The following is a 13,358-nucleotide window of genomic DNA, read 5'->3' as shown; positions in this document are numbered from 1 at the left end:
TGAGCAGTGGTGGGACAGACCCATGTCAAAAAAAGCGAGGAAGGCAACCCTTCACTCGCTTTTTTAATATTCTCAGTCTTGATTTAGACGAGTTTTTTCACCGCTGCAATCGCTTGATCATAGTCAGGGTGCTCGGACATTTCGCTCAAGTATTCCACATAAGCGATTTTGTCATTTTGGTCAATAACAAAAATAGCCCGATGATCCAAATGGAATTCCTTGATGAACACGCCATAAGCTTCACCGAAGGAATGATCCTTGTAGTCGGACAATGTCAATACGCGGTCAATGCCCGCAGCTCCGCACCAACGAGCTTGTGCAAACGGAAGATCCACGCTGACAGTCAATACTACGACTTGATCTCCAAGGGAATCGGCTTCCTGGTTAAAACGTCGAGTCTGTGCGTCACACACGCCTGTATCCAGAGAAGGAACTACACTGATCAGTTTGACTTTGCCTGCAAAGTCTTGAAGCGTAGCTGCTTCCAGCAGGTTTTTCTGCAATTTGAAATCAGGTGCCTGATCTCCAATTTTCAATTCAGGACCTAAGAGAGTCAATGGATTGCCTTTAAAAGTAGCAGCTCCTGTACGTTCTTGTGTCATATGTAATAGCCTCCTTGGTTTTTAGATTGGTTATCGTTGCCGAAATCTATTATAATCTTTTATAAAAGACATTGTCCAATTTGAATAAGGTGGAGACACCCCGTGAAGGAAGGATTGCCTTGATTTTTTTACGTTATGAGAACTGGAAAAGCTATTTGCGTTTTTACCCGGTGACCTGTCTGATTTTGCTCATCAATATTGTCATGTTTATTGTGCTTACCGTACAGGGTGGATCGCAGAATAGTTTAACGCTGATTCGGTATGGCGCCCTGATTAATGAGGCACCTTTCACTGATCAGCTATGGCGCTATGTGTCAGCTATGTTTTTACACGCAGGGTTCGATCATCTTTTGTTTAATTCCTTTGCGATCCTCGTTTTTGCTCCACCGCTGGAGCGCTTGCTGGGCTCCTTGCGCTATGTGCTGCTGTATCTGGTCACAGGTATTGTAGGGAATGTGATGTCCATCGCGCATTACAACATGGTAGCGGAAACGACTGTCTCTGTAGGAGCCTCAGGAGCGATATATGGTATCTATGGTGCATTTTTGTACGTTGCCCTGTTTCAACGTTCATTTATGGATGACGCTTCACGCAAAACACTGTACACGTTACTCGGGTTTGGTATCCTGTTTTCTTTCGCTGTGGCGAACATTAACTGGACCGCTCACTTTGGCGGCTTGCTCAGTGGGTTTTTCCTGTATGGATTGATGGTTAGATTAACTGGCCAACGTAAACGTCACTAATGACAGCTTTATCGTAAATAGGCAGGGGAATAATGAGGATGATGTTCGATAACATCTTCCTCTGGATGTTGAAAAACAGATTGGAGCGAATATCGGAGTGGAATTACGACAGTTGCAATACTTCATGAAAGTAGCGCAAAAAGAACATGTCACTCAGGCAGCCGAGGAGCTACATGTGGCGCAATCTGCGGTTAGTCGGCAAATTCATCAGCTTGAAGAGGAGCTGGGGGTTAACCTTTTTATGCAAAAAGGCCGCAACTTGCAGCTTACGCCGGTGGGACAGCTATTTTGCAAACGGGTTGAAACGATTATAAAGGACTTGGAACGGGCTGTTTTGGAGGTGCATGAGTTTTTGGACCCTGAAAGGGGCGAAATCCGCATCGGTTTTCCGCACAGTTTGGGAATTCATCTTATTCCTACGGTGGTGGCTGAGTTCCGTAAGCGGTATCCCAATGTTAAATTCAGATTTAAACAGGGGATGTATCCAAGTTTGATCCGTGATGTGTCCGCAGGTGAGGTGGATTTGGCTTTTGTATCTCCATTCCCGGATCGGCATGATCATGTTGAGGGGGATGTGGTACTGACTGAGGAGTTGTTTGCAGTCCTGCCGCCTAATCATCCTTTGGCTACAGCCAAACATATTACGCTAAATCAGCTTAAAGGTGAGAAGTTTATCCTGTTCAGGGACGGATATTCGCTGCGTCCGATTGTATGGCAGGCTTGTCTGGAGGCTGGATTTACGCCGGATATCGCTTTTGAAGGCGAGGAGACGGATACAATTCGCGGATTAGTTGCAGCCGGTATGGGGGTCAGTCTTTTGCCTGAAATGGCATTATTTCAGACCAATCCACTTCAGCCGGCAAGAGTGTCGATTGTTGACCCGGAGGTGACGCGAACGATTGGCCTGATTCATCGCAGGGATGACAAGCTTCCGCTCGTTGCCAAATCGTTTCGTACTTTTTTGCTGGACTATTTTGGTCTTCAAGGCAGTGCAGTTGCTCCGAATGGGAGTGCTAAAGCAGATTGAACGCAAGTGAGCACAGAGTATTAGCATAGATAGTAAAAAAGGTTGTTCCTCTACCATCATATGGCGGAGGAGCAACCTTTTTTGCAATACAAGCGATTAGTCGCGACTGTTAAAAATACCAATCAAGCGGATCAGTTCCAGCAAGGAAACGAGAGCAGCGGCCACATAGGTTAATGCTGCTGCATTTAATACTTTGGCGATACCTCGTTCTTCATCACTACGGATAAAGCCTTCGGAAACCATAATTTCACGTGCGCGGTTGGAAGCGTTAAATTCGACCGGCAATGTAATTAATTGAAAAGCAACCGTAGCCGAGAAAAAGATAATACCCAGACCGATCAGGTTCGTAAAGCTGAACAAGAAACCGGCAATCAGCAGGAACGGTGCAATACCGGATGCAAAGTTGACGATCGGAAAGATACGGTGACGCAGTGCCAGCATCGGATAATGCTCTTTATGCTGAATCGCATGACCGACCTCGTGACAAGCTACGGCAACCGCGGAAATGGATTTTTCATAATATACTGGCTCGGACAGGCGTACCACTCGATGTATCGGGTCATAGTGGTCAGATAACGCACCGGGCACCGGTTCAATAGGAACATCATGCAAACCGTTACGATCCAGCATGTGCCGGGCGGCATCATAACCTGTCAGCCCATTTTCGTTGGGAACGTCAGCCCACTTGTTAAAAGTACCTTTTACACGAAATTGCGCCCATAAGGATAATCCGAACGCAAGAATAATCAATATATACATACCCATCATAAAGCAACCCCTCCATTATTGTTTCATCATACAGCCGGGAATCTACATCAAAGAGCTATGATCCAGTAAATACTTCAGAGCTTCGATACAAGCAGCGCTTTGCGGGAGCAGACCCGTAAGCAACTTGCGAGCTTGAACAGGCTTGAGCTGCCCCAGAAGTGGCTGTAGCTCATTGACTTCACGCTCCAGACGCTGCATGTGCATCTCCAGACTCGTCAGCTTGTCTGTGACGTGATCTTCTCCTGCAACCGAGCTCCATTTAATAAGCGTCTGTTTGATTTCCTCGAGGCTATACTTCTCTTGTTTCATTTGGTTAATACGTTCAAGCCTTTTTAAGGTTTCATCATTATAAAGCCGATAATTTTTCAATGATCGTTCTTCAGGTGTGATCAAACCGAGCTTTGTGTAATAATCAATGGTTCGTTCGCTGACACCAGCCGTTTTGGCTAGTTCACCAATTCGATACAGCTTCATATCCCCATCTATCCTCACCTCGCACTCTTCATTCAACCTTCAATATATCGTCTGCAGACCGAGTGTTTAATAAGAATATTTTACATGATTTTTAACCATACAGTCAAACGTCATGCTTTTTTGCGGACAAAAACATACTACTTTTGTGGTCAGTAAATATGACATGAAAGGTTCGTGGCCAGTTTTTCTTAACATAACAAAAAAAATCTTGTCAACTTTCATGTGTTCTGCTTATAATGACAATAAGAATTTCACGAAATGTAAAGAAACATAACATTCAAGGGAGTGGGCTTCATGAGAAAAAAGTGGTTGGTTGCATTATTGGCCATGGTGACGGTACTGGCTTTTCCGGTAGGTGCATTCGCTGCTGACGGTCCAACAAATGTTCAGCTTCAAGCAGGCTTAAATACGGCATTTACCTTCTTGGCATTTATACTCGTGTTCTTCATGCAAGCGGGATTTGCTTTGCTGGAGGCTGGTTCTACACGAATGAAGAATGCGGGGCATGTCGCTGGTAAAACGATTCTTACTACGGGAGTTGCGGCCTTGTCCTTCTGGGCACTTGGATTTGGACTCGGATTTGGTAATGATGGCGGCAACGGATTTATGGGATTGACGGGTTTCTTTATGAGTGGTACTGATGCTGCAGCATCATTTGATTCTCTTTCCGCTCTGGATGTTCCAATTACCATTATGTTTTTATTCCACTTCGCTTTTGCTGCGGTTTCTCTTTCTATCGCATGTGGAGGAATGGCAGAACGTGCAAAATTAAGTGTATACATTATTTTCGGTATTTTGTTCTCCATCGTGATTTATCCGGTTGTAGCTCACTGGGTATGGGGCGGCGGCTGGCTTGGTAAACTGGGTATGCAGGATTATGCCGGTTCGACAGTAGTCCATCTGACAGGCGCTACGGCGGCATTAGTTGCAACGCTGCTGCTTAAACCGCGTCTGGGCAGATTTAATAAGGATGGCAAGCCGAATATTATTCCTGGTCACAATCAGGTGTACTCGATCCTGGGCGTTATTATTCTCTGGTTTGGCTGGTTTGGATTTAACCCGGGTAGTGCTGTATCGGCTATGAACGATGGATTTTTCGGATATGTGGCGTTGACTACAAATATTGCAGCTGCGGCAGGCGGGGTTTTCGCTTTGCTCGTATCCTGGATGGTGTACGGAAAAGCAGATATTCCTTCGATGCTGAATGGTGTGCTGGCGGCATTGGTTGCCATTACTGGTTCTTGTGCTTTTGTAGCTCCTTGGGCAGCGCTGGTCATCGGTGCCGTAGCAGGGATTGTCACTTTCTTCACAGCACAATGGTTTGAACGTGCAAGAGTAGATGATCCGGTGTATGCTTTTTCTGTGCATGGTATTGCAGGGATGTGGGGTGCGGTATCGACAGGATTGTTCGCCACTCCTGAGCTTGTAAAAGTAACAGGTGTAGGTCAAGCGGGACTTTTTTATGGTGGCGGATTTACACAATTAGGTGTGCAGCTGCTTGGATTGGTTGGCACCTTTGCTTTCGTGTTCGTTATTTCCCTCATTATTCTGGGTGCAATGAAAGCCATTATGGGCATTCGCGTTACAGAAGAGGAAGAAACGATGGGCCTGGATATCAGTGAACACGGTACGTATGGCTATCCGGAGCAGATGAAGCTGGTTGCCGAGGCTGAAAAGCGTTCTGGAATTGTAAGCTAAGTTGTAAAATATAAAGAGCCAGTATAGAGAGCGGAGGAGATGGTTGTATGGAACTGCAAAATATGGCCCCTTGGGTGAGTTCCGCCGAAGCGATTGATCAAGCAGACACGCCTGAATCGCTAAGGCAGGCCAGGGTCGAGTCTCAAAAATGGCTGCTGGCTTCCCAAGTCTCCGCTCCGTTATCAGACTGGTTACAAACGGCGAATGAAATGCATGACCGTATCGCGGCCAGAGCTGTACAAATATGCGAAAAAGGGATGGTTGAGGATGGCTTCGGCCCCCCTCCCGTCCCTTACGCATTTATAGCCTTCGGAAGCATGGGACGCTCGGAATCGACGCTATGGAGTGACCAGGATAACGGTATGATTATCAGTGATAATGTATCTGCTGATAAAGAATTGTATTTTAGCGAATTGGGTCGCAGAGTTTCCGCAATTCTGGAGCATTTGGGCTACCCCAAATGCGAGGGGAAAGTGATGTGTTCGGAGCCGTTGTGGCGTCGTACATTGTCTGAATGGCAGGAGCAGCTAACGAAATGGTCGGATGATTTTGCCTGGGAGCCGATCCGTTATCTGATCATTTCATCTGATATGAGACATATCGCTGGAGATGAACAATTGTCATGCGAATGGAAACGTAGCTTTTATGGGCTGTTCCAAAAACATCCTGATTTGCCTATGGCGGTACTCAGGAACACGGTCAGGCATAAAGCGACACTTAATATTTTAGGTCAGATCGTCACTGAACGTTTTGGGGAGCACGCGGGCGATTTTGATGTGAAATACGGGCTGTATATTCCGCTGGTAAATGCAGTGCGCTTTCTGGCGTTGCAGCACGGAGTAGAGGAAACCTCTACGCTGAAAAGACTGAGGCGCCTGGCGCAATTGGAGGCCGCACCGCTTCCTTTGCTGGACGCTTGTGAGCGGGCCTTTCGGATTGCACTTCAGCTTCGAACGGCAACTCCGGTGCAGGAAAAGGAAGGATTGCTGATCAGCAACGGCTACCTGGCCGTTAAGCCGCTGAAGCAAGGCAAGGGCTGGCACGAGCTGCGCGAGGCTCTTTCGACGGTGCGACGGTTCCATCGTGCGTTGCAAAGACAGTTGCGATTTATGGAAGGGAGAAGGCCATGAAGGAACCAGCGCAGGGAGGCGGCTTTTGGAGCGCTCTCCGCAGAGGAGGAGTACCGTCTGCCATCGCTTCAGTAATGGGGGTTCCTACGGCTCAGCAGATGGCGTTTATTCGCTCCTTAACCCGGGAGCAACGGCGATCTGAAGTTTTGCGGACCCCGCTGGAGCGTTTGGAGACGGTTGTTTTTGATCTGGAGACGACGGGATTTTCTGCGCAGCATGGTGATGAGATTTTATCGTTTGGAGCGATTCGGGTTGTCGGGGATACGATTATGGAAAAAGAGCAGTTTTATACGCTTGTTAATCCACGTACAGTGATCCCTGAGCATATTACCGAGCTAACCGGGATTACCCGGGAAATGACGGATGAGGCTCCACCGCTTATGAATGGGCTGCATGACTTTATGTCCTTTGTAGGTGGGCGTGTACTTGTAGCGCATGCCAGCGCTCATGACAAGGCTTTTTTGAATGCCGCTTTATGGAAAACGTCTAAAGTTCAGCTGACTCACCGAGTGCTCGATACGATGATGCTTGCCAAGTGGCTTGAGCCACAACAGCACCAAACATATAGTCTGGATGAATTGCTGACCTATCAAAGCATTCCGATCGAGGGGCGGCATCATGCGTTAGAGGATGCAAAAATGACAGCTAAGCTGTGGGTGGCGTATGTACAGGAAATGCTTGAGCGTAACGTGACTAACTTGGCAGATGTTTATGCACATTTAAGTCATGCCTGATCTCGTGTACGTCGCTAGCGCTCAGGTTGCACAAAAAACAGCAAGTCCGCGACTATTCGTGGGTTTGCTGTTTTTTTGTGCACATATGCAGATGGGAAAGGTTAGAGTGGGGAGCAGACTGGGTATCCTATGGAGAAGTTCAAGGTAAGCCTAATGAAAGGTGGGTGATTGGATTGTGAAAAGGCTTGATTGTATGAGATTAGGGATAGCTATGCTGGTTGTGGGAGCGACTGCATGGGGAGTTATTGCAAACATGGCTTATGCAACAAGCCTGCCCATTAAAAATGTACTTTCCCAGGAGGGATATAAGGATGGGGAACCCAAAAAGCTAAAACCCGGTCAACGGCTTCCACCTATGGTTTTAAAGGATTTAAACGGTAACTCCTACGATGTGGGGGCTACACGCAACAAACCGCTGGTTATTAGCTTCTGGGCTTCATGGTGTGATCCGTGCCGTGTGGAAGCGCCTATGCTGAATGAGTTGTATCGCAAGTACAAGCAAGATGTAGATGTATATGGGATCAATGTAACTCGCTATGATCGACTGGAGGATGTGCAGAAATTTTCCCGCGCTTTGGGACTGCAATTTCCGATTTTGCTTGATGAGCAAGGGGCATTGTTTGAACGGTTTGGGGGAGCAGCTTTTCCGACTCATGTATTGGTTGATCATCATGGACAGGTGCACGAAATTATAATCGGCATGCTGAGTGAGCAGGAACTGGATCGTAAAATACAGATGCTTCAAAAAAAGAAGGTGCCTTTGAGGTCCCGATAGGCCCTAAAGACACCTTTTATAATCATTCCTTCGTCTGATTAGTGGTTAATTAATCCCTGGTGAGTAAGGTCTGCCTGCTCGTTTTTGGGAGTCGGTGCCTCCAGCAACGCATAACGGAAGCTGTCCAGGAGAGCTTCCCAGCTGGCTTCAATTACATTTTCGGATACGCCTACGTTACTCCAGACATCTTCGTAATTTTTGGACTCTATGAGTACTCGTACTTTGGCGGCGGTGGCATCTTTTTCGTCGAGCACACGTACCTTGTAATCAGCCAGATGCATGTCCCGTAAGGCAGGGAAATATTGGGAAAGGGCCTTACGAAGTGCATTATCGAGTGCATTGACAGGACCATTTCCTTCAGCAGCGGTATAAACGCTCGTCCCTGCGACGTTTAGCTTCAAGAACGCCTCGGATACGACCGGTCTGCCTGCTGTTTTTTCTACCAGCACCTTGAAGGACTCGAACGAAAACATTTCCTTCACTTCACCGCCTGCTTCCCGAATGAGCAATTCCAGCGAAGCATCGGCTCCTTCAAACTGGTAGCCCTGATGCTCCAGCTCCTTGATGCGGCTAATGACGCCACGCGCTTCATCACTGGACGGATCAAGGGTGATGCCCAGTTCCTGCGCCTTGGACACAACATTGCTTTGTCCAGCCAATTCGGAGACCAGTACTCGCTGTTTGTTGCCCACCAGCTCAGGAACGATGTGCTCGTAAGTTCGCGAATCGCGCAAAATAGCTGACACATGGATGCCGCCCTTGTGGGCAAAGGCTGCATTGCCGACATAAGGCTGGTTCACAGGCATATTGACGTTGGCCACCTCGCTAACAAAGCGGGCTGTATTGTAGAGCTGCTTCAGCTTGTCATCAACCAGACAATCGTAGCCGAGCTTGAGTTGCAAATTTGGAATGACGGAGCATAGGTTGGCATTACCGCATCTCTCGCCATATCCGTTAATGGTGCCTTGAACCTGTCTTGCACCTGCTTGAACTGCGCTAAGCGTGTTAGCTACTGCCAATTCACAGTCATTGTGCGTATGAATACCCAGTTTTGATCTAGTTAGTTGGCTATGCAGTGTAGAGACAATCACATGTACCTCATGCGGCATGGTGCCACCGTTTGTGTCGCACATCACGAGCCAGTCCGCGCCGGCTTCTTCTGCTTTTTTCAAAACGGCGAGTGCGTATTCTGGGTTGTTTTTATAGCCGTCAAAAAAATGCTCGGCATCAAAAATAACCTCCATGCCTCCTTGTTTTAAAAAGGCGATGGAATCATAAATCATGGACAGATTTTCCTCCAGTGTCGTCTGTAAGGCGGTGTCCACATGAAAATCCCATGATTTACCTACCAGTGTAGCAGCCTGGGCGCCTGATTCCAGAATCCGCTGCAGATTGACATCCTGTGCCGCGATACTATTCTTGCGGCGCGTGCTGCCGAAGGCGACAATTTTTGCCTGAAGTCCTAGCTCTTGTACCCGTTTGAAAAATTCGATATCCTTGCTGTTGCTCCCGGGAATCCCGCCTTCAATATAATGAACACCGAGATCATCAAGTTTTTTGGCGATTTTCAATTTGTCGTCAGCAGACAAGCTAATTCCTTCTCCTTGAGTACCGTCTCGCAGCGTTGTATCAAAGATAGAAATAGCGGTGGACATGAGGGACTCCTCCTTTGCGGATTGCTCAGATTTTAATGAAACTTTGCTTTTTAAGCTGATTTGTTTAGTTGTTTAACGCTTAAAAACAGGAAAGCGTCAGCCTGTCTTATTCGTATGATACTCGATTATATCAACTAATGACTTCAAATGTAATATATAATTATCATTTTATGACCTCAAAACCTTTGTTCTCATGTAAAATAGAAGGAGAATTCAGATCTAAAATTAAACCAAGAGCCATATTCCCGTAAGCACGGGTGAATTTACAGTTAAAAGAAGGGTTGAGCGTGAAAGATGTCAGTGCTTATTATCCGGTCGGTGGGCGAGTTATTTTGCATGTGGATATGAATGCATTTTATTGTTCCGTTCATGCAGCGGAGGAACCGGAGAAATATAAGGGGTTGCCTACCGCCGTAGCTGGCAGTAGTGAGCTGCGCAGAGGTGTAATTGTAACCTGTTCCTACGAAGCCCGACGTTTGGGTATTTCAACAGGGATGGTTGTTCAGCAGGCTCGCCGGATTTGTCCACAGCTCATCGTAATACAGCCTGATTTTCACTTGTACCGTCGTTATTCCAAAGCGTTTATGAGCATTGCTTATTCGTACACGCCTATGCTGGAAGCCACTTCGATTGATGAATGTTATCTGGACATTACAGGTTCCAAGCAGTTTGGAACACCACTGGAAATTGCAGAGGAAATCCAGCGCAGAGTAAATGATGAGCTTGGTTTGCCCTGCTCAATTGGAGTGGCGCCCAACAAGCTGTTAGCGAAAATGGCCTCTGATCTAAAAAAGCCGCGTGGAATATCGGTTTTACGTCTGCGTGATGTACCTGGCATTTTGTGGAATCTTCCTTGCAGTCAATTGTTTGGTGTGGGTCGCAAAACGGCAGAAAAACTTCTGCAAATGAACATTCGTACGATTGGGCAACTGGCTAAGGCGGACGAACAAATGTTAATTGGTGTATTTGGTGTGACAGGATCGTGGCTCAAATTGGCGGCTAACGGGATTAATCATTCTCCAGTCAGCACGGAACGAGAGCCTAACAAGTCCATCGGTCATACGACTACTTTGCCTATGGATGTGGTGAAGCTGGAAGAGGCTCAGCGGGTACTTCTTAACATTAGCGACCAGGTAGCCCGGAGGCTTCGACGACATGGTATGCTGGCAGGAGGTATTCAGCTGACGATTCGGACGCCAGATATGAAGACTTTTACGCGTTCTCAGATTAGAAGTACTCCTACGGAAAGTGCTGAAGACATATATAAGGAAGCTTGTGCGCTGTATCGCCGTCATTGGGGGGAGGACAAGCCTGTGCGTTTGCTGGGAATTACGCTACAGCAGCTCATTCCGAAGGAGGAAGCGGCCGTCCAACTCGATCTATTTGAATATCAGGACCAGCCTAAGAAAGAAAGTCTGTTGAAGGCGATGGATGCGCTGCGCGACAAATTTGGTGAAAATGCAATTTTGACTGCCGGGATGCTGGGAGATGATCCTTCAGTGCTTCTTCGTAATTCCAAACTGCGTGGAACTTCACTGCAAAAAGACAATCTTCCGTCCCCTGAGTGAATTTTTTGGTGAATTTATGCAGAACAGCGGAAGGCTATACTATAAGTGTTTTTTACATCAAAGATAAAAGAAAATAATTTGTAATAATTTTTCGTTTGTATTAATATGTGAATAGAATGCAAAAGTTGGTTTGTTTGATTGTATAGGAGGAAGAGAACAGTTATGGCTAAATACACTTGGGTAGAAAAAGATACATGCATTGCTTGTGGAGCCTGTGGCGCTACAGCACCAGACATTTATGATTATGATGATGAAGGTTTGGCTGAAGTCATCTTTGAAGGGGATGCCAACCAAGGCATCAAGGCGATCTCAGAAGATCTGTATGATGATATGCAGGATGCTTGTGATGGTTGCCCTACAGATTCCATCAAAGTTGCAGACGAGCCGTTCAACAAAGAAGGTTAAGTGTAGGCTTCTTGGATGGACACAGCACCGTCAGCATAACCTTCGCCGTATAACGGTGGAGGTATGCTGACGGTGCTGTTTTTTATGCTGTCCATCTGGTCCACTTTGACCGATATACATAATAGGAAGTTTGCAAGATTACACGATCAGGAGGATCCGATGGACCATTCGCCTCATCTTAAATCGTATGTAAAAAAGCATCCTGATAATAAAATGGCCTGGTATTTACTCGGTAAAGAGTATGAGAGCAGCGGTCAGGAGGGTAAAGCAAATTATTGTTTCAATCGCGCGGGGGAAGTGTTTGAAGCCTTCGAGCATAAACAGATTCCGGCAGACGTATGGATGGAATATCAGGATAAACTGGTTCAGATGTCCAAGGAGAAGGAGCGACGAACAGCCCGAACACGCCATCTGCTAACTGCCCTCATGGTGCTCTTGCTCATATGGGTGCCCTCAGCCAATGCGCCGAAGCATTCAAATGAGAGCGCATCCGTACCGCCCGGAACCGAGCGCACAGCAGTCGATAACGTGAAAGCTGCAGAAGAACCGGATGTTGGTCCAAAGGAGACAGTTCAGATCGGTGGGACTAATGCGGGTGGCGTGTTTACGGCTCAAGGTCGAAAAGGGAGCGGAGCTGAAACGGCGCTTGCTGATATGCTGACAAAGACGGATCGCCTGCCTCCCAAAACCACCGTTCTGGGCATGAAGCAAAGCGGCTCATGGTTACTTTGGAGAGAGGGAATGCAGCCATTACTCAGTGTCCAAAACAAAGGTAATGGTGGATTAGCTGTTCAGTCTTATGACGCCGCTGCGTGTGCTTGCAAGCCGTCGGACAGGGAGAATCTTCGCAAAGCAGGTCTCAAATGGGCTGCCGGCCAGGAAGAGCTGGCTGTGCTGAATAGCTCCATGCGTGCTTTTCGTTCGCAGCATCAACGTCTTCCCCAGAACCTTGATGAGCTGACCCGTAACTTTCCTGATAACATGATGTACGGTACGACAGAGGAGATGAAGAAGGCTTTTATACCCATGCGTAATTTACTTGCTTCACCGGGACAACGGACAGGGAAGGAATCAGATCAACAGGCTGGCTCGTCGGTTGAAAGCAGTCCTTTACTGGCATCGTCACTGCATGGACGGCCTTTTCTGGGGCAGCCGCTGCGAATTGTGGTAGACAAATCCAGGCACAGGCTCGGCCTGTTGAGTGGCAATGTGCTCGTCCGGAATTATTCAGTGGGATTGGGTGGAGAAAAAACGCCGGAAGGGAAATTTGTAATTACCGATAAAGTAGTGAATCCGAACGGTAAATCCAATGGTGAGTTCGGTAGCCGTGGAATGCAGCTGTCTGCAACGAATTATGCCATCCATGGCACCAACGAGCCAGACAGTATTGGGAAAAATGAGTCGTTGGGCTGCGTCCGCATGAGCAAGAGGGATGTAGAGGAATTGTTTGCTCTTGTGCCTTCAGGTACGGAGGTAGTCATTGGTACTGGGGGATTGCCTGATCAAGTGCTTGTGCCTGATTCCCGATTTACGAGTGCGCCGAAGCACGACCAGACGAATCCCCGCAAAACCTATCACTGGTTAAATTAACCTTTTAGATGCAAGAGCTACTTGTTGTTTAACGGATTCCCGCTTGTGCTAAAACAATGACCAGGACGATCACAACGATGAGGAGAACAAAGCTGACGGCGGTCCATACAATCGCCTTCTTGTTCACCTCGTCCTTTTTCTTTTGCAGACTGGGCGGCTTGCGCTTGGTCTTCATATCGGCAATCCCTC

Annotated in this window: 14 protein-coding genes; 9 read left to right on the top strand and 5 right to left on the bottom strand. The window is 47.3% G+C overall.

The annotated features are described in order from the left end of the window. Nucleotides 1-83 precede the first annotated feature (83 nt). Complete coding sequence (tpx, locus tag KQI_RS0121445) at nt 84-602, bottom strand: thiol peroxidase (RefSeq protein ID WP_010348922.1); 519 nt, start codon at nt 600-602, stop codon at nt 84-86. Between the two features lie 119 nt (nt 603-721). On the opposite strand from tpx, the gene KQI_RS0121440 reads away from it, so the two are divergent. Both KQI_RS0121440 and gltC read left to right on the top strand, forming a co-directional pair. Further along, nucleotides 722-1,345, top strand: coding sequence for a rhomboid family intramembrane serine protease (locus tag KQI_RS0121440; protein WP_010348921.1), 624 nt, complete (start codon nt 722-724; stop codon nt 1,343-1,345). A 97-nt stretch (nt 1,346-1,442) separates the two neighbouring features. Then, nucleotides 1,443-2,372 (top strand): glutamate biosynthesis transcriptional regulator GltC, encoded by a 930-nt coding sequence (gene gltC / locus KQI_RS0121435; RefSeq protein ID WP_010348919.1) that lies wholly within the window; start codon nt 1,443-1,445, stop codon nt 2,370-2,372. A 96-nt stretch (nt 2,373-2,468) separates the two neighbouring features. Here gltC and KQI_RS0121430 read toward each other — a convergent pair whose 3' ends face one another. Continuing rightward, on the bottom strand, nt 2,469-3,140 hold the full coding sequence (locus KQI_RS0121430; RefSeq protein WP_010348918.1) for a zinc metallopeptidase: 672 nt from the start codon (nt 3,138-3,140) through the stop codon (nt 2,469-2,471). Nucleotides 3,141-3,182: 42 nt separating this feature from the next. After that, nucleotides 3,183-3,614 carry a MerR family transcriptional regulator gene (locus KQI_RS0121425; protein ID WP_010348917.1) on the bottom strand — a complete coding sequence of 144 codons (432 nt, stop codon included), beginning with the start codon at nt 3,612-3,614 and terminating at the stop codon, nt 3,183-3,185. Between the two features lie 294 nt (nt 3,615-3,908). Between KQI_RS0121425 and KQI_RS0121420 the strand changes: the two genes are divergently transcribed. The 4 genes from KQI_RS0121420 to KQI_RS0121405 all read left to right on the top strand — a co-directional run bounded on the left by KQI_RS0121420 (nt 3,909) and on the right by KQI_RS0121405 (nt 7,951). Then, a complete protein-coding gene (locus KQI_RS0121420) occupies nt 3,909-5,312 on the top strand; it encodes an ammonium transporter (RefSeq protein WP_010348916.1) in 1,404 nt (467 codons plus the stop codon). A gap of 47 nt (nt 5,313-5,359) precedes the next feature. Further along, nucleotides 5,360-6,442 (top strand): DUF294 nucleotidyltransferase-like domain-containing protein, encoded by a 1,083-nt coding sequence (locus KQI_RS0121415; RefSeq protein ID WP_010348915.1) that lies wholly within the window; start codon nt 5,360-5,362, stop codon nt 6,440-6,442. Further along, complete coding sequence (locus tag KQI_RS0121410; RefSeq protein ID WP_010348914.1) at nt 6,439-7,176, top strand: exonuclease domain-containing protein; 738 nt, start codon at nt 6,439-6,441, stop codon at nt 7,174-7,176. Before KQI_RS0121415 ends, KQI_RS0121410 begins: the two co-directional genes overlap by 4 nt. Before the next feature lie 175 nt (nt 7,177-7,351). After that, nucleotides 7,352-7,951 carry a TlpA family protein disulfide reductase gene (locus KQI_RS0121405; protein WP_029390270.1) on the top strand — a complete coding sequence of 200 codons (600 nt, stop codon included), beginning with the start codon at nt 7,352-7,354 and terminating at the stop codon, nt 7,949-7,951. A 38-nt stretch (nt 7,952-7,989) separates the two neighbouring features. Here KQI_RS0121405 and cimA read toward each other — a convergent pair whose 3' ends face one another. After that, nucleotides 7,990-9,606 (bottom strand): citramalate synthase, encoded by a 1,617-nt coding sequence (gene cimA / locus KQI_RS0121400; protein ID WP_010348912.1) that lies wholly within the window; start codon nt 9,604-9,606, stop codon nt 7,990-7,992. 287 nt (nt 9,607-9,893) lie between these two features. Here cimA and KQI_RS0121395 point away from each other — a divergent pair, with 287 nt between their 5' ends. The 3 genes from KQI_RS0121395 (at nt 9,894) to KQI_RS0121385 (ending at nt 13,169) form a co-directional block, all read left to right on the top strand. Then, nucleotides 9,894-11,174: a DNA polymerase IV gene (locus KQI_RS0121395; RefSeq protein ID WP_010348911.1), complete on the top strand. Its 1,281-nt coding sequence runs from the start codon at nt 9,894-9,896 to the stop codon at nt 11,172-11,174. Between the two features lie 162 nt (nt 11,175-11,336). Then, nucleotides 11,337-11,579 carry a ferredoxin gene (locus tag KQI_RS0121390; RefSeq protein ID WP_007429833.1) on the top strand — a complete coding sequence of 81 codons (243 nt, stop codon included), beginning with the start codon at nt 11,337-11,339 and terminating at the stop codon, nt 11,577-11,579. A 159-nt stretch (nt 11,580-11,738) separates the two neighbouring features. Further along, nucleotides 11,739-13,169 (top strand): L,D-transpeptidase, encoded by a 1,431-nt coding sequence (locus tag KQI_RS0121385; protein WP_029390269.1) that lies wholly within the window; start codon nt 11,739-11,741, stop codon nt 13,167-13,169. Between the two features lie 28 nt (nt 13,170-13,197). Here KQI_RS0121385 and KQI_RS28895 read toward each other — a convergent pair whose 3' ends face one another. After that, nucleotides 13,198-13,344, bottom strand: a complete 147-nt coding sequence (locus tag KQI_RS28895; protein ID WP_010348909.1) for a hypothetical protein — start codon at nt 13,342-13,344, stop codon at nt 13,198-13,200. Nucleotides 13,345-13,358: the final 14 nt, after the last annotated feature.

The organism is Paenibacillus peoriae KCTC 3763 (assembly GCF_000236805.1).
Classification (GTDB): domain Bacteria; phylum Bacillota; class Bacilli; order Paenibacillales; family Paenibacillaceae; genus Paenibacillus; species Paenibacillus peoriae.
The sequence above is the reverse complement of the archived record's forward strand: the minus strand, read 5'-3'. Positions and strand labels throughout refer to the sequence as shown.